Annotated in this window: 11 protein-coding genes, 1 tRNA gene, 1 other RNA gene and 1 pseudogene; 4 read left to right on the top strand and 10 right to left on the bottom strand. The window is 37.2% G+C overall.

All coding sequences use genetic code 11. The annotated features are described in order from the left end of the window. Positions 1–56 precede the first annotated feature (56 nt). The 5 genes from HU137_RS01115 to HU137_RS01095 all read right to left on the bottom strand — a co-directional run bounded on the left by HU137_RS01115 (position 57) and on the right by HU137_RS01095 (position 2,981). Positions 57–130 (bottom strand) — tRNA-Ile (locus HU137_RS01115). Positions 131–217: 87 nt separating this feature from the next. Further along, complete coding sequence (gene mce, locus HU137_RS01110; protein WP_182041967.1) at positions 218–625, bottom strand: methylmalonyl-CoA epimerase; 408 nt, start codon at positions 623–625, stop codon at positions 218–220. Between the two features lie 25 nt (positions 626–650). Next, positions 651–1,436, bottom strand: a complete 786-nt coding sequence (locus HU137_RS01105; RefSeq protein WP_182041966.1) for a rhomboid family intramembrane serine protease — start codon at positions 1,434–1,436, stop codon at positions 651–653. Positions 1,437–1,503: 67 nt separating this feature from the next. Beyond that, complete coding sequence (locus HU137_RS01100; protein ID WP_182041965.1) at positions 1,504–2,460, bottom strand: hypothetical protein; 957 nt, start codon at positions 2,458–2,460, stop codon at positions 1,504–1,506. Positions 2,461–2,474: 14 nt separating this feature from the next. Continuing rightward, complete coding sequence (locus tag HU137_RS01095) at positions 2,475–2,981, bottom strand: hypothetical protein (RefSeq protein ID WP_182041964.1); 507 nt, start codon at positions 2,979–2,981, stop codon at positions 2,475–2,477. Positions 2,982–3,390: 409 nt separating this feature from the next. Here HU137_RS01095 and HU137_RS01090 point away from each other — a divergent pair, with 409 nt between their 5' ends. Beyond that, entirely contained in the window at positions 3,391–5,922 is a 2,532-nt protein-coding gene (locus HU137_RS01090) for an ATP-dependent Clp protease ATP-binding subunit (RefSeq protein ID WP_182041963.1), read from the top strand. A 77-nt stretch (positions 5,923–5,999) separates the two neighbouring features. Here HU137_RS01090 and HU137_RS01085 read toward each other — a convergent pair whose 3' ends face one another. Together HU137_RS01085 and HU137_RS01080 are read right to left on the bottom strand one after the other, a co-directional pair. Beyond that, positions 6,000–7,166: a trans-sulfuration enzyme family protein gene (locus HU137_RS01085; protein WP_182041962.1), complete on the bottom strand. Its 1,167-nt coding sequence runs from the start codon at positions 7,164–7,166 to the stop codon at positions 6,000–6,002. 12 nt (positions 7,167–7,178) lie between these two features. Continuing rightward, entirely contained in the window at positions 7,179–7,619 is a 441-nt protein-coding gene (locus tag HU137_RS01080) for an OsmC family protein (protein WP_182041961.1), read from the bottom strand. A gap of 161 nt (positions 7,620–7,780) precedes the next feature. Between HU137_RS01080 and metX the strand changes: the two genes are divergently transcribed. The 3 genes from metX (at position 7,781) to HU137_RS01065 (ending at position 9,755) form a co-directional block, all read left to right on the top strand. Beyond that, positions 7,781–8,842 (top strand): homoserine O-acetyltransferase MetX, encoded by a 1,062-nt coding sequence (gene metX / locus HU137_RS01075; RefSeq protein WP_182041960.1) that lies wholly within the window; start codon positions 7,781–7,783, stop codon positions 8,840–8,842. 221 nt (positions 8,843–9,063) lie between these two features. After that, an RNA gene (rnpB, locus tag HU137_RS01070) (RNase P RNA component class A) lies at positions 9,064–9,391 on the top strand. Positions 9,392–9,494: 103 nt separating this feature from the next. After that, positions 9,495–9,755: a hypothetical protein gene (locus HU137_RS01065; RefSeq protein ID WP_182041959.1), complete on the top strand. Its 261-nt coding sequence runs from the start codon at positions 9,495–9,497 to the stop codon at positions 9,753–9,755. A 61-nt stretch (positions 9,756–9,816) separates the two neighbouring features. Here the strand turns inward: HU137_RS01065 and HU137_RS01060 are convergent, their stop codons facing one another. The 3 genes and pseudogenes from HU137_RS01060 to HU137_RS01050 all read right to left on the bottom strand — a co-directional run bounded on the left by HU137_RS01060 (position 9,817) and on the right by HU137_RS01050 (position 16,631). Further along, positions 9,817–15,393, bottom strand: coding sequence for an alpha-2-macroglobulin family protein (locus HU137_RS01060; protein WP_182041958.1), 5,577 nt, complete (start codon positions 15,391–15,393; stop codon positions 9,817–9,819). 148 nt (positions 15,394–15,541) lie between these two features. Further along, positions 15,542–16,091: pseudogene (locus tag HU137_RS01055) on the bottom strand (type 1 glutamine amidotransferase domain-containing protein). A gap of 33 nt (positions 16,092–16,124) precedes the next feature. Further along, positions 16,125–16,631, bottom strand: coding sequence for a pyridoxamine 5'-phosphate oxidase family protein (locus HU137_RS01050; protein ID WP_262890123.1), 507 nt, complete (start codon positions 16,629–16,631; stop codon positions 16,125–16,127). Positions 16,632–16,906: the final 275 nt, after the last annotated feature.

Raw genomic sequence — 16,906 nt, 5'->3', positions numbered from 1 at the left:
TGATTTCTCGGGAGTTTGAAGAAAAAAAAGCCTCAACGATTGTTGAAGCTTTCTTGTGGTCCCACTTGGGCTCGAACCAAGGACCACCTGATTATGAGTCAGGTGCTCTAACCAACTGAGCTATAGGACCTTTCCAATTGCAATGTGCGAATTTCCAATAATGAATTTCGATTTGATCGCATTTTGGGACTGCAATATTAAGACAATCTGATAAATTCTACAAAATTTTTCGGTCAGAACATAATTCTACCAATACACCATTGGTCGTTTTGGGATGTAAAAACACCACCCATTTGTTGTCTGCGCCTTCTTTTGGCGTTTCATTGATAAACTGAAATCCTTCATTTTTAAGTCGTTGGATTTCTGCGTTCATATCCTCAACTGCAAAAGCTATATGGTGAATTCCTTCTCGGTTTTTATCCAAATATTTTGCGATGGCGCTATCTTCATTCATCGCTTCCAGCAGTTCCAATTTGCTTTCACCCAATTCAAAAAAAGATGTTTTGACCGCTTCAGAATCTACGGTTTCTTCTTTGTACAAAGGTTTTCCCAATAATTTTCTGAACAATTCATTGGAAGTTTCTAAATCTTTAACCGCTATGCCTAAATGTTCGATTTTTATCATCATCCAAAAGTAAGCGTTTCAATTCTTATTTGAAAGTATCATTTCGATACCAATAATCTTCATCTTCAGATTCCTCATTCCTTTGTTCTCCATATTTTTCTTCTATGGCTTTTCTTTCTTCTTCAGGAAGTGATTCTTTATATTTTTCCCATAACCATTTTTCGCGGGCATCAGGTTCTGATTGATTTTCCCAACTATAAATTTGGCGCTTTGGTCCATGGTTTCGGGTGATGACCGCAAAAATAAATCCAACAACTGCACCTGCTAAATGTCCTTCCCAGGAAATCGGGCTACTATCTTCTCTATAAAATTTAGGTAAGAATTCTTCCGGAAACACACCCCAAATCATACTTCCATAAAGAAAAACAACGATGAGTGAAACTGCGATTAAATTTCTAGAATGCTTGAAAATACCACTAAAAAATACATAGGAAGCCAATAAATAAACCAATCCACTTGCGCCTATGTGGCATCCGATTCCATCACCAGGCAATAAATTCCCAAACAACCATACTAATAGTCCGGAAAAAATCCATCCAAGCGCGATGACATAATAAGCAGTTCTCTGGTAAAATAAAACCGCAAAAAAGCTCAAAACCGCAAGTGGAATAGAATTATTGATGATGTGCTTCCAACCGCCATGAAACAATGGACTCAATAAAATACCTCTTAATCCCAACCCATTTCTCGGTACGATTCCATAGCAATTGAACCTCCCCAATCCTAAATTTTGAAACAAAAAAGTGATCCAAATCAAAAATAGAAGGATGATGGGGACATATAAGGTGTTTTTTGGGAAAGGATATTTCATCAGTTGAATTTAGAGAAAAATTTCACAAACCATTCCGACTTGATTTCAACTGACAAATTTGCTGAAATTAGAAAATCCGTTTCAGAACTGCTTTATAAAAATCAAAAGACGAATAGGTTTTCGGGTTCTTTTTGGAAATTTCAAATTGGATGTCCAAATGCTGTTTCACTTCTTTGTAGGCTTGAATCAAAGTGAATTTGGAATCGTAAATATGCGTCGGTTCAGAATTGGCACCATTGATTTCCAAAATGATAATTTTTCCCTTTTTTAAATCTTCTTCCGAATGAGTTTTTACATCAAATCGACCATAATGAAATCCATCGATTCCTTTTGCGATTTCATCAATTTTATTTTCCAATTCTTTGGAAATCAAATTGGAAGTATCATGAAATCTCGTTCCACGATTGTGGTTCCCGATTGGTTCCAATAAAATTTCAGTTCTTTCAGGAAGCATAATTTCCCAAACGTCTTTAAACTTCTCTTTTAAATAGTTTATTCTCGAAACCGTTCGCGGATGATTCTCTACAAATGCTTTTAAAGTCGAATTTCCATCGGCTGTGTAAACCAAAAATTCTTTTCCGGTGATGGATAAAATTTGACCTTGATTTTCATAGGGTAGTTTGGCGTAGAAAATCCCGAATTCAAACGGTAAATCCACAAATTCCTGCGCGATTAAATGGTTCTGGATGGGGTATTTTTCCCAATCTTCAATTGTTTTGATGACTTCAACAAATCTACCACGCTCCCCCAAATCCGGTTTTATTACAAATGGGAAATCAAAAGTTAAATCAGATTTTGATTTTAGAAATTGGGTTTTGGGTTTGAAGTCATCCGGAATTTGTTGGAGAATTTTAAATTTAGAATAATCGAGAAATCCGCCAAATTTGATTCCCGGATTGACTTTGCAGAAATAACTAAAAGAACCGGATTTTACGGAATTCCAAATCCAATATGGAACAAATGGCGCATAAAATAACCAGTAAGGCCAATATTCATGTTCAAAAAGTTTTCGTTTTGGAGACATTGAATTTGAAATGTTTATTCGAAATTTAAAGAATCCACTTCAAACTCAGGTGTTTCAGGAGGTGTGGTGATTTTACTTTTAAATGAAACGGATTTAGAGTAGACTTTTAAATCTTTAGTTTTTGGGATGATCCGCAATGCTTTATGTACCAAACTGTCCAGGTTTTCAGGTGCTTTGTCCAATTGGTTTAGAACATAGAAATATTCTTCTCCATCTTTTGTGAAATAAAGTCGATATTCAATTCCTCTCGGTATTTTTTCTTCATCAAATTCCTGATTGGATTTAGAGAAATCAATCTTTTTTATAAAGTCGTACAAGTCATTTCTTTGTTTTTTAGGAACCAAACTATAATAAAACTTATTGGGCTGAATGCTGTCTTTTAATTTGGTTTCGACCGAATTGTATTGCATAAAAATGGTATCTGAATCAGTGAATTTTGCAGAAAAATTAGACAAAAAAACATTTTCAAACGAAAGTTCAAACAATTCTATTTCAGATGAAGAATGAGATGAGAAACCCATGGTATTTTCAATTTTCTTGCAACCCAAAATCAAAAAAAGCAAAAAAGCAGTTATGGTAAATTTTTTAAACATGGAATTTTTAACATTGGAACAGTAAAAGTAAAAAGAATTACGCTTTGGCGTTGTGTTTTCATACAATCATATATTATTTATTGAATCTGATAAATAAAATTGATTTTTAGTTGAGGTGAATGGCGTTGGAATTGAGCTGATTAAATTTGAAAAAGAATTCTCGCATTGGTCTAATTTAAATTAGAATTTTATATAATAAACTGAAATTTTGTCCGATTAAATTATGGATTTCACCAGATTTGGCAGATATTGCCTATCAATAAATCGTTAATAACTATGGCATTATTTGTGCGAATTAGACAGAGAATAATTTATATTTGTTAGCAAGAGATAAAAAATGAACGATAATTTTTCACAGAAAGTAAAAGATGTGATTGCTTACAGCAAGGAAGAAGCTTTGCGATTGGGGCATGATCAGATAGGGACGGAGCACTTGCTGTTGGGTATTTTACGCGATGGTGATAGTAAAGCCGTTTCTATTTTGGAAAGTTTAAATGTGGATTTGAAGGAGGTTAGAGAAAAGATTGAGTTATTGGCACCTCCAAAAGAAAGTTTCTCCAACCAAAATCAAAATCTCCAATTGACCAAACAAGCAGAACGCGCTTTAAAAACGACGTTCCTAGAAGCCAAATTGTTTAAAAATTCGACTGTCAACACTGTTCACCTATTGTTGTGTATACTTCGAAATGAAAATGATCCGGTAACCAAACTTCTGAAAAAAATGGAAGTGGATTATGCCATCATTAAAGGAGAATTTAATTTTCAATTTATGGAAGACGAAATCGACGAATCACCTAAAGCGGAGTCCAACTACGATGATGATGATGAAAGAGCAGGCGGAACAGGTGAATTTGAAAGACAAGCTCCAAAGGGAAATACCAAAACCAAAACTCCGGTTTTGGATAATTTCGGGAGAGATTTAACCCAAGTTGCTATCGAAGGGAAACTGGATCCGGTGGTAGGACGTGAGAAGGAAATCGAACGTGTTTCCCAAATCTTAAGTCGCCGTAAGAAAAACAATCCATTGCTCATCGGTGAGCCGGGAGTGGGAAAATCTGCGATTGCAGAAGGTTTGGCACTTCGAATTATCCAACGAAAAGTTTCCAGAGTTTTGTACAACAAACGAGTGGTAACGTTGGATTTAGCGAGTTTAGTAGCCGGGACTAAATATCGTGGACAGTTTGAAGAAAGAATGAAAGCCATCATGAATGAATTGGAAAAAAATGATGACATCATTCTTTTCATTGATGAATTGCATACCATCGTAGGAGCTGGTGGAGCAACCGGTTCGCTGGATGCGTCCAATATGTTCAAACCTGCTTTAGCAAGAGGTGAATTACAATGTATCGGTGCCACGACTTTGGACGAATACCGTCAGTACATCGAGAAAGACGGCGCATTGGTAAGACGATTCCAAACGATTATGGTAGATCCGACTTCTCCGGAAGAAACGGTTCAAATTCTGAATCAAATCAAAGACAAATATGAAACACATCACAACGTCAATTATACAGACGAAGCGATTGCAGCTTGTGTGAATTTGACCAATCGATACATCACCGACCGTTATTTGCCAGACAAAGCCATCGACGCGATGGATGAAGCCGGTTCCAGAGTTCACATTAAAAATATCAAAGTTCCACAGGAAATTTTGGATTTAGAAAAGAAACTCGAAGAAGTTCGGGAAGAAAAAACCAAAGTTGTAAAAAGCCAGAAATACGAAGAAGCTGCACGTTTACGTGATACCGAAAAACAAATTGAAGCCCAATTGAAAAAAGCCCAGTCAGACTGGATGCAGGATTCAAAAGAAAATCGTGAAACGGTAACGGAAGAAAATGTAGCAGAAGTGGTTTCCATGATGAGCGGCATTCCGGTGCATCGTGTAGCCGAGAAAGAATTGAAAAAACTTTCTCAGATGAGTGCTTTGATGAAAGGAAAAGTCATCGGTCAGGACGAAGCAGTTGGAAAAGTGGTAAAAGCCATCCAGCGAAACCGTGCAGGATTGAAAGATCCGGGAAGACCGATTGGATCCTTTATTTTCTTAGGAACGACGGGAGTTGGTAAAACCCAATTGGCCAAAGTCCTGGCGACAGAATTATTTGATTCGCCAGATGCACTCATCCGAATTGATATGAGTGAATACATGGAGAAATTTGCGATTTCTCGATTGATCGGAGCACCTCCGGGTTATGTCGGTTATGAAGAAGGAGGTCAGTTGACAGAAGCAGTTCGTAGAAAACCGTATTCGGTTATTTTGCTCGACGAAATCGAAAAAGCCCATCCGGATGTTTACAATATTTTATTGCAAATTCTAGATGATGGTCATATCACCGATAGTTTGGGTCGAAAAGTTGACTTCCGAAATACAATCATCATTTTGACTTCTAACATTGGAACACGTCAATTGAAAGAATTTGGAGATGGAGTTGGATTTGGAACTACAGCCAAAAAAGATACAGCGGACGATCGTGCGAAAAGTACAATCGAAAGTGCTTTGAAAAAGACTTTTGCGCCTGAATTTTTAAACCGAATCGATGATATCATCGTGTTCAATCCGCTTTCTAAAGAGGATATTTACAACATCATCGACATCGAATTGGAAAAATTGTACAAACGACTTGCCGATTTGGGTTACGAAGTCGAACTGACCGAAGAAGCTAAAAATTTTATTGCCGACAAAGGATTTGATAAAGATTATGGAGCTCGTCCACTACGTCGTGCCCTTCAAAAGTACATCGAAGATCCGATGGCAGAAGAAATCATCAATTCGGAGATTTCGGAAGGCGATAAATTATTAATCGGACTAAATGAAGCCAAAGATGGCGTTCAGATTTCTGTAAAAGGAAAGTCGGCTCAGCAGGAATCGTAGAAAGTTAAAATAAAATCAATTGAAAACCATACTCAATTCGGGTATGGTTTTTTGTTTTAATATATTTTGCAATCCATTTAAACATTCTCCAAAGCCTGTAAAATATCGGCCAAAATATCATCTCTATGCTCCAAACCAACTGAAATACGGATCAGTCCCGGCGTGATGTTTACTTTCATGCGTTCTTCGTCCGTCAGCTTTGCATGCGTAGTACTCGCCGGATGCGAAGCGATACTTCTTGTATCACCTAAATTAGCGGTCAAGGACAACATTTTCAGATTGTTTAGAAATTGGCGACCTGCTTCCAGTCCACCTTTTAAATTAAAGGCAAATAATCCACCACCATTTTTCATCTGTTTTTTGGCAATTGCATATTGCGGATGCGAGAGAAGTTGTGGATATTTCAACCATTCAATTTTTTCATGATGCGCCAATTTTTCTGCCAAATAAAGTGCATTGGAAGCATGACGTTCCATACGGACATCCAGTGTTTCAAGGCTTTTACTCAAAATCCATGCGTTGAATGGCGAAAGCGCCGGTCCGGAACTCCTACTGAACAAATATATTTCATGTATTAATTCTTTTTTTCCACAAATGATTCCACCCAAAACGCGTCCTTGACCATCCAACCATTTTGTACCGGAGTGAATGATCAAATCGGCTCCAAATTTCTGAGGTTGTTGGATCAATGGTGTCGCAAAACAATTGTCCACCACAAAAAGCAAATGGTATTTTTTTGCAATTCTTCCCACCATTTCCAAATCCAAAATGTCCAAAGCAGGATTTGTCGGTGTTTCCAGAAAAAGCATTTTGGTATTTTCATCAATTGCAGCTTCCCATTCAGCTTCGGTTGCATCAACCGGAACATAATGTTGGTTGATGCCGTATTTCGGTAAATATTTGGTGAGAACAGTATGTGTACTCCCAAAAATGGCATTGCAAGAAACTAAGGTATCGCCTTGTTTCAGTAAAGCCATAAAAGTCGCAAACATGGCAGCCATACCGGAAGCGACGGCATACGCCGATTCAGTACCTTCCAAAATGGCCATTTTTTCTTGTAATTCTTGGGTATTGGGATTGATGAACCGACTGTAAATATTACCTTCTTTCTCGTCTGCAAAAACAGCACGCATTTCTTCTGCATTATCGTAACAGAAGCTACTGGTCATAAAGAGTGGATTTGAATGTTCTTTTTCTCCAGTTTGATTGATTTGGGTGCGGATGGCTTGCGTGATTTTGTCCATTTTTTTAACTAATTATTTAGTATTTACAAAAACTTCATATGATACTTCAGCTCCGGCTCTGCGAAGCGTTTCCAGCACCGAACAATATTTGGTAATGGACAATTCGGCTGCGCGATTTGCCTTATCCTTATCCAAATCACCTTCTAAATAATAAGCAACATGGATGGTTTCCCATAGCGCAGGAGTTTTGTCTTTTTCTCTTTCGCCCGATACTTTTATGGATAATTGGTCAAATTCTTGTCGTTGTTTGTCCAAAATCATGACGATGTCGATTCCGCTACACGCACCAACCGCCATCAAAAGGCTAAGCATCGGTCCTAAATTTTTTCCGGTTGATGTCGGAGAATTTTCATGTGTTTCCCGATCGGATCTGAACGTAATGATATTGCCAAATTCATCTTCCGCTATGAAAGAATTGCTGTCATTATGATAGTTAATTTGAATGTTTGTCATTGGTGTATTTTCAGTGCAATTTAAGAATTCAATTATATTTGATCTTATTTTGACTCAATATTAATCGTATTAAAAATTAAGCAAATAGCTTCGGTATTTTAAAATTTCCATTAAAAATGGAGTTTCTATTGGACAAATTTCGGAGCAATTAATTAGAAAAGATGAAAGAAACCTTCAAATATCCAAATTCATTTGAATTAGAATTGGGAGATAAACTTCCTGAAATTGAAATTGCATATTATACTTATGGAAATTTAAATGCAAACAAAGACAATGTCATTTGGATATGTCATGCACTTACGGCTTCGGCAGATGTTGAGGATTGGTGGAGTGGTTTGGTTGGAAAAGGAAAAATATTTGATCCTGAAAAATATTTTATAGTATGTGCCAATATTTTGGGAAGTTGCTATGGAACGACAGGTCCTACAAGTTTAAATCCGAAAACTGCGCAGAAATATGGAATCGACTTTCCTTTTTTTACGATTCGGGATATGGTAAAAGCGCATCAATTGTTACAAAAACATTTGGGAATTGAACGAATTCAAATTCTGGCTGGAGGAAGTATGGGTGGTTATCAGGCATTGGAATGGGCGATTATGGATGCTATTTCAATTGAAAATTTGTTTTTGATAGCTACTTCGGCAGAAGAAAGTGCTTGGGGAAAAGCGATACATGCCGCACAAAGGATGGCGATTACTGCAGATCCAAATTGGGCAAAAGGAGAAATTGGCTTAGGTGATCATGGTTTAAAAGCGGCTCGGGCATTTGGGATGTTGACTTATCGAAATTATGAATTATTCAAATCACAACAGTCTGATACAAATTTGTCCACCTTTCAAAATCATAGAGCAGCAACTTATGTTCAATATCAGGCAGAAAAATTAGCCGGTCGTTTCGACGCTTTGACCTATTTTAAACTTTCAGAAGCGATGGATACGCATCAATTGGCAAGAAATAGGGCATCATTGGAAGTTGTTTTGGAAAGCATTGAACAAAATGTATTGGTGGTAGGAATCAGCAGTGATATTTTATGTCCAAAGGAAGAGCAAATTTATCTGGCAAATCATTTACCCAATTCGGTATATCGGGAAATAGATTCAGCTTATGGTCACGATGGTTTTTTAGTTGAATCAGAAAAAATTAAAGATATTTTACAGGATTGGATTTCTGATAAGAAAATATTTATTGCTTCAACACACGATAAAAAATATAATAAACTGTAATTTAACCACATAGGCGCATAGTTTTTTTTCTATTTTATCAGTGCTCATTAGTTAAAATAGTTTCCACATTTCGTGGAACATAGAATGATCAAAATAATTATATACCCCTATACCGCCAAAGGCAGATTCTATGAATTCTTAAATATCATAAAGATATTTTTATCAACCATATACAATTTTTGTCGTGTTCTAAATTTAATTCCTAAATCTCTATCTTTGTAGCAGCAAGCCACTTTGTCGCTCTCCGTCACGGCGGAGGGAGGAAAGTCCGGACACCAAAGAGCAGCATAACGGGTAACACCCGTCCTCTCGGCTCAGCCGAGAGAGGACAAGTGCAACAGAAAGCAAGTACAGTAAGGCTGTAGTGAAACCAGGTAAACTCTATGCGGTGCAATGCCATGTATATTGGTTCCCGACTCAGTCGGGTGAGGGCTGCTCGTCCAACGCCAAGGGGTAGGCAGATAGATTTCGTCGGTAACGGCGAAACCAGATAAATGACAAAGTTCCAATGAATTGGAAACAGAATCCGGCTTATGGCTTGCTATTTTTCTATTCATCAGATTTTTGAAAGGATTTATTGAAGATTTTTTCAAAAGGTATCGAAAATTTTTTTAGCTTTGGTTATAATGTTAATCCGTAAAATCAAAAAATTATGAAAAAATTTATCGCTTTATTTGCTATTGCAGTTGCGCCTGCTTTATTTGCACAAGAAAAAGCAGCAGTAAACAAAGTTTCTGATGCTCAGAAAATTGAAGCTTCAAAAGTGGAGAAAAAAGCTGATGCCAATGTTTCTACTGCAAAAACAAGACAAAATACAGCTACTGCTGCAAAAGGTACTTCTGTTAAAGCTGCAGCTAGAACAACTGCTGAATCTGAAAAAATGAATGCTGTAAGAGAAGAAAAGGCTAAATAAATTTTAGCTAATCATAAAAAAACCGGTGAAATTCACCGGTTTTTTTGTTCCTGAAAATCTTTTAATTTACCGTCACTCTTTTTCCCGGAAGCACTGCATGAATGGAATTGTCATACATGGCTTCACAATAAGTTGCGGGTAAATAGAAATTCCCTTTATAAGTTGCATTGAGTAAAATGGTTATCGATACTTGCTGGGCTGCGCTTAAATCAAAATAGGAATAAACCCTGTCATCTCTGAAATCTTGATAGTTTAACCCTAAATTTTGTACAGAAGTCGCTTGATTATTGACACGCGTATTGATGATTTCCCAACCGGATGGAAACATTTGGGTCAAAGCCAATTCCTTATAATTCCCCATCATTCCCGGATTTGTGATATTGACGACACATTTAAAATCCGTTCCTTGGTTGAGTTTATTTGGATCGATAGGTTTGTTGTCCAACGTGAAATACGAAATTTTCATGTTTAAATTAGACTGTGATGGTTCTAATTTTTCATCCATAGTAGTCCCCGTTCGTACCAAATCGACAAATAAAAGCGTGCCGGATTGATCCTTGACCGTAAATGAACCTGATTTTTCAGGTAAATCTAAGTTGTAAAACGGTTTGGAACTTGAAATTTTTGTGGATTTTCCATTGATGAAAACCGTGGCTTCAATGTTTTTACCGGATTGATTTTTTCCGAGGAATTCCGAAATTGCCAAAAGTGAAAATGCTGTAGTCTGGGTGTTGTACCAGGATTCTGAATTTAAATTTTTTGCGATTTGACGAACTAAATTCTGTGCTTTGCCTCGCTCACCAATGAGCGTTAAAGTTTCTAAAACCATTGCATTATCGCGTAAAGAAGAGCCGTAGGTGTATTGGTTAAATTTATATTCCTTTACATTTGTAGCTAAATTTCCTACCAGTTTTTTTGCGATGCTTTGTTGTCCTGCCATTTGGTAAGCGGCAGAAAGTCGCCAAAGCGTTGCCACACTGGTTTTCTTTTCTTTCAATCGGTTCATCAATCCCAATTCTGCATTTCCGGACAATGCGAGGGTGTACAGACGGTAAGCTTGATCTAGGTCGTTGTAATAGTATTTGTCATTGTAGCCATTCCATTCTTTGGCTATTTTTCTTTGGTATCTAATCAATCCATCTTTTAGTCCCGCAGGAATTTTATACCCTAAGTCTTCTGCTTTCAATACAAAGTGAAAAGCATAAGTACTTCCCCATTTATCTGCATCTCCCATTCCTGGCCAGTATGCCAAACCACCACTAGGAGTTTGGTGAGATTTGAATTTTTTCAATGCTTGTTCGACATTATACTGAACATCTTTTTTTTGTGCATCGCTTAAATTGGTCAAACGCTCTAAAAACAATTGTGGAAAAACACTTGAAGTGGTTTGTTCTATGCATCCATGTGGATATTGGATCAAATAGCGCATCCTTTCATCTAAATTTAGGTTGGGAACTGAGGAGAGAACCAACTTTGTATCAGTAGTTCCTGTCATGCCAAATGGCTCATAAACGCTGGTCCAACTTTGGTTGGCACTGACTTCTTGACTGGTCGTAAAAGTCATCGGAGGATTGGGGCTTCGAACTTCTATTTCGATGTTTTCTGAAGTTTTTTCTCCACCTGAAACCGCAGATATGGTCAAGGTTGCTTTGCCTAATTTTTCAGGGATTTTCAATTTGAAGTTGGCCAACTGATCTCCTGTTTTTTCAAATTTCAAATTTTGTGTTTTTTCACCTTCTATTTGAATCAATGAATTGGACTTAACAGCAACCGATACATTTTTGATGTTGTTCTCCATGGCAAAAACATTGATCGGAAGCGTGATTTCATCACCCGGATTCAAAACCCTCGGCAAAGTGGTCAAAGTCATCAATGGTTGTTTGACAGCAATATTTTTTTCTGCATTTCCAAACCCTGATTCATTTCCGGCAACGACCATCACTTTTACAGATCCGACGTAATTGTCCATTTTCAATTGATGCGATTTGCTTTCTCCTTTCCCAATTGTAAATGGACCTAGAAAATGTACAACTGGTTTAAATCTGTTGATTTTTTCTTTGTTTGAATTGGATAGCGCCATGTCGCCACCGATTGTGAATACACTTTCAATTCTTCCTCCATAAGCGCCGAGTACATAATTGAAAATATCCCAAGTATTGACACCAAGCGCTTGTTTTTGGTTAAAATAATTGTAAATATCGGGTGTTTTAAAATTGGTAATGTCCAGTAAACCTTCGTCCACCACAGCCAAAGTATAGGTCATTTCTTTTCCTGATTTTTCAGAAACAGAAACAGAATAATTGCTGTTTGGTCGGATGGATTCAGGTGATTTTATAATAGGATTCAATTTCCGATTTGGATTTTCAACGGTTAATGGAATTACGCCATACATGCGGATGGGCATATCGTTGATTGTCGCATTATGAGGCTGAAGTAAACTGATGTTGACATAAAAATTGGGTGCCATTTCTTCCGTAATTTCCACCTCAAATTTGGTTTGGTCTTTTTCTGTGGTGATCCATTTTCTTTCGATGACTTTTACGCCATTTTCAAAACTAACAAGTGCATTTCCTTCGACAGAAGATGGAATGGTAATTTGGGCTTTTTCACCTACTTTATAGGAAGTTTTATCCGCTTTAAAGTTTAAAATGGCAGCACTTTCAGTAGCTCCGTCACCACGGCTTCTCCAGTTGGGCCAATCGATCCAAATCGTTTTTCCGGCTGCGTGACCGCTTTCCGGATCTAAAATTCTGATGAAATAATTTCCATATTGATCGTTTGGAATATTGATTTTAAACGATCCTTTTCCATTTGTGGTAGAAATCAATTTTTCTTCGGTTAAAAATTCATAAGAACGGTTTACATAATAAGCCAAATCATTTGAATCAGAATTGTACCACCAAGAGTTTTTCATGCGGTAAATGAAGACTTTGATGCCGCTTTTCGAAACAGGATTTCCCTTAAAATCTACGGTTGCGACGTTAACTGTATGTTCTTTTCCTGTTTCGAGCATTTCGTAGAATTCGTTATCTGTTGGGATTTGAAGACCAACATAAGTCGAATAAGGTGAAAATTCTTTTGTGACATAAGAAGTGCTGAAGTCACCTCCTGACTCAAATACTTTTGTGAACAATCCCATTTTCAGCATTCCCGGAGGTGTGATGTCGAGGTTGATGTTTGTTGGAATATTGGCTTCACCATTTGAGTTGAGCGCTCCATCAAAAACTGTCATTTCCTGCATGGGGAAATTTCGGGAAGGGTCAGAAAAAGAATATTTAGGAAAAGATTTAAATTGAGTTGATTCCGAGAAAAGATTGGCTTGGACATTGGCTTTTAGATTTTGTGCGTCAGCACCACTTAACCAATTGGCTTTGATTTTAAACCCTTGACCTGTAGTTGATTTGGTGATAATTTCTTCCGGGAAAATGGTGTTGATTTTCAGTCGATTGGGTTTGATGGTTTCAACTTTTAGTGATTTGTAAAAAGTCATGCCACCGATTTTCACTTGGGCAGTCCAATTTCCTGTTTTGGCATCAGGAGCAGTTTCCAATTCGAAAGTATAAAAACCGTTTACCGGATTGCTGTTGACTTTTCTTTGCATCAATTGTCCATCAGGACTTTTTAGCTCTATGATGGCAGGTTGTTCATCTGAAATTTGGGTCATGGATTGGTCCATCACAAAGGTGAGATGCATTTTATCGCCTGGTCGCCAAACACCTCTTTCTCCATAAATGAATCCGCCTATACCTGAAGCAGAAGATTCGCCTTCCACATCAAAATTGGAAAGAGAGAGAGAAGAACCGTTGTCTACCCTTACATAACCTTTTTGTTTGTTTTTTTCAGCAACGATCAGAAATGGTTTTCTGTTCATCTTAAACTCTGCAAAACCTTGACCGTCAGTGCTTCCTTCGCCTACCAATTGATTTTGTAAATCATAGGCTTTGATGATGACGTTTTCCATCGGTTTGGCAGATAGAATGTCGGTTACGGTGGCGTATCCGGTTTTATTTTTTCCGGTTTTGAAGTTTAAACCAATGTTACTGGCCAATACGTTTTTGCTTACATTTTTTTCCGAAGTATAATAGGAAACCGTACATGGATTGTCCCTGTCTTGCCATTTGTAGCCATCTGGGTAGTAATAATCATAATCATCGTAAATGTACATTTCAGCATCAGTATCATAATCATCTTTTTTGGGTTCTACATGCGCCAATATTTCAGATTCACCTGAATTTCCGGAACATGGATAGGAAGCAAAATCTTGTTGAAATGAAAATTCTACGTTGTAAATCGCTCCGGGTTCTGGTTCTATAAATTTTGACAATTCCAATTGATAGACACTCAACTCATGGATATTAAAATTATCAGAATTTGTGATGGGTATAATTTTATTTAAGACTTTTTTACCAACGGGTTTTAGGTTATTGGATTGATTGTAATGATTATACTGAAAAAATTGATGCACGTTGTTTTCATAAATTTTGGTGATTTCAACACGTACAGCTTTTAGTCCTACTGCTTGAAAAGGAAGATTGATTTTACCATCAGAGGAAGGAATGATATTGCCATTTCCTACGAATTTCACTTGGGGAAATAAATTGATGAAATTTACTTTTTCCTTTTGAGTTGCTATGATTTTATTGCCATAAGCACTTGAAATTCCGGGATGAATGGAAAGTTCGTATTCGCCACCGATTTTTTTTGCGGTATAGATTTTTAATTCATTTCCATTGATGACCGTCGATTTGATATAATTGTCGGGTTGAGAATCGTAATAATAATCGTTGTTGTTTTGTTCACTTTTATTGGTGCGGTTGATTTCGATCAAACCATCTAAAAAGGCATCACTACGTAAAGATTCAGAAAAATTGACTGAAATATATTGTTCGGGATGCGAAACGGATTTGATTTGGGTGATTTTAAAATCATTTGTTGCCGGAATTTCAAATTCCTGTTTTAGGTTTTTTTTGATTTCCAAAGGTTTTCCATTCCATTTTAAGATCAAATTTTTTGCAGTTTCATCAGATTCTAAACCTTTGATTGTAAACCGATGGTTTTTTTGATTATCCGAATGTTCCCAAGAAACAGGCAGTTTTTTTCCATCCAATTTTGCTTCGAGTAATTCATTGATTTGAGAAGAGTTCGCAAAATCAGCGGTATAGATATTTCCCGAAAATTGATAATTTCCTTGTCCATCTTGGGTATCTTGAAGACCATCCAGACTTACTGTGAAATCCTGTTTTTTGGCTTGAAATTGAAATTCAAAAACTTTGAGTTCATCAGGTATTTTGGTGTAAATAGAAGTTAGATCCAATTTTCCGGTATAAATTTCACCTTGTTCCAATTTCTCTTCCGGATGAAATTCCAAAGTCGAATTATCCACCAAATAGGTCTTACCTTTGATGGATGGCGAAAAACTCATCACTTCATTTTTGAGCGATTGATCTTCATTTAATTCCAGTGGAATATCAGTGTGGAGAATGACTTTGATGTTGCTTTCCGTCGAAACCAATCCTGATGTATAGGCCGATACGTAGGCTGCAAATTCAGGATTTACCTCGAAAAGTTGGTTGTCTTTTTTAGATTTACAACCCAAGAACAAAAGTGCTGTGAGCAGGAGTATAACGGATTTTTTCATATTATCGGAATCAAATTGTTTTTAAAATTACAAAAAACATGCTTTCATTTTATTCAAATCCACTAATCTTATTCAAAAGCAATGATTTATTGTAGGAGATAAAAAACGCCATCTACTCGATGACGTTTGATTTGTAAACCGCTGAAATTTAAGCGTGTTGACCGGAATGTTTTCCTTCTCGAACTTCCTCAACCAATTTAGCGTTGAAGGCGGGAAGGTCTTTAGGTGTACGACTTGTCACTAAACCTTCGTCCACAATTACTTCTTCGTCCTGCCAGTTTGCACCTGCGTTTTTGAGGTCTTTGCTGATGTTTTTAACCGAAGTCAGTTTGCGTCCGTTCACTACTTCTGCTTCAATCAAAAGCTGCGGTCCCGTGGCAAATCGCAGCAACGGGTTTCTTTTGTTGGAAGAAATCTTTGATGAAACTCAAAGCTTTGTCATTTGTTCTTAATTGATCGGGATTGATTACACCGCCCGGTAGAACCAATGCGTCATAATCTGAAGCTGAAGCAGCGCTCAAATCCTTGTCCACTTTATATTCCTGACCCCAATCTTTCTCAGCCCAGGCCTTGATGCTTCCTGACTCGGGGCTTACGATTTCGGCCGTCCATCCTTGTTGTTCGATGTGTTCTTTTGGCGATTTTAATTCGCTTTCTTCAAATCCATGTGTGGCTAATATTGCAATTCTTTTAGACATAATTATTTATTTTATATAGTTAAACATTTAATTTTAAATATTCAAATCTCCCTCACGACCTACATCCAAATCCTCACCTGAAATACCACTGACTGCAGCTTTGAAAAAGGTCACCAGCTTATTGGACTTGGTGTCCCAGTAATGAGCTTCCTGCGGCATTACTTTCAGGATTCTGATATTTACGTCATCCTTACCTTGCTCAAACCAACCGTCCATCATTTTATTCCAATACTTGTCGATGCGTGCTTTGTCCTGAGTTGTCTCAGTTTCCGCGTGAATACTCAGGAAATTATAGCTTCCCGGGTCGGAGTAAAGCAAACAAACCGAGCTGTCCTTTTGCAGGTGTTTGAAACTTTCGCTCAATGCCGAATAGATGAACCATATATTCCCATGATCGTCTACTTCCTGCCGGCTCATCGGAACTGCATGAACGTGTTTGGAATCGTCGGTATGCGTACAAAGCATGCCGATGTCAATCTTGTTGACCATATCCTGCAACTTTTTGATTGCATCCTGATTGTATAAATTTTCTTTGCTCATTTTGATTTGTTTTTGAGTTAAAAAATTGATGCCGAATTTTTGAAAGCTTTAATTTTCAATTTATTCTCCCTAATTATTACAAACTTGATACCATAATTTAATCTGAAGGTTATTAGGGATTTTATTCGAAATTGCTTCGAATTATGTAGTAAAAATCTCAAATTTTAACCCATAATTAAACTATAGTATCTCTATATAAACTATGGACTTATTATGGACTTACCCCTAACATGACCCGAAAAAAAAGCGAAGAAAACCCCAAGAAAATTCTTCCG

The organism is Moheibacter lacus, assembly GCF_014042165.1.
In the GTDB taxonomy this organism is placed as follows: domain Bacteria; phylum Bacteroidota; class Bacteroidia; order Flavobacteriales; family Weeksellaceae; genus Moheibacter; species Moheibacter lacus.
Note: the sequence above shows the minus strand (reverse complement) of the source record. Positions and strands in the feature narration are given on the sequence as shown.

What these genes read in the sequence shown, in the direction of transcription:
- mce (WP_182041967.1), bottom strand. Translation starts at nt 625, where the DNA reads ATGATAAAAATCGAACATTTAGGCATAGCGGTTAAAGATTTAGAAACT.
- HU137_RS01105 (WP_182041966.1), bottom strand. Translation starts at nt 1,436, where the DNA reads ATGAAATATCCTTTCCCAAAAAACACCTTATATGTCCCCATCATCCTT.
- HU137_RS01100 (WP_182041965.1), bottom strand. Translation starts at nt 2,460, where the DNA reads ATGTCTCCAAAACGAAAACTTTTTGAACATGAATATTGGCCTTACTGG.
- HU137_RS01095 (WP_182041964.1), bottom strand. Translation starts at nt 2,981, where the DNA reads ATGGGTTTCTCATCTCATTCTTCATCTGAAATAGAATTGTTTGAACTT.
- HU137_RS01090 (WP_182041963.1), top strand. Translation starts at nt 3,391, where the DNA reads ATGAACGATAATTTTTCACAGAAAGTAAAAGATGTGATTGCTTACAGC.
- HU137_RS01085 (WP_182041962.1), bottom strand. Translation starts at nt 7,166, where the DNA reads ATGGACAAAATCACGCAAGCCATCCGCACCCAAATCAATCAAACTGGA.
- HU137_RS01080 (WP_182041961.1), bottom strand. Translation starts at nt 7,619, where the DNA reads ATGACAAACATTCAAATTAACTATCATAATGACAGCAATTCTTTCATA.
- metX (WP_182041960.1), top strand. Translation starts at nt 7,781, where the DNA reads ATGAAAGAAACCTTCAAATATCCAAATTCATTTGAATTAGAATTGGGA.
- HU137_RS01065 (WP_182041959.1), top strand. Translation starts at nt 9,495, where the DNA reads ATGAAAAAATTTATCGCTTTATTTGCTATTGCAGTTGCGCCTGCTTTA.
- HU137_RS01060 (WP_182041958.1), bottom strand. Translation starts at nt 15,393, where the DNA reads ATGAAAAAATCCGTTATACTCCTGCTCACAGCACTTTTGTTCTTGGGT.
- HU137_RS01050 (WP_262890123.1), bottom strand. Translation starts at nt 16,631, where the DNA reads ATGAGCAAAGAAAATTTATACAATCAGGATGCAATCAAAAAGTTGCAG.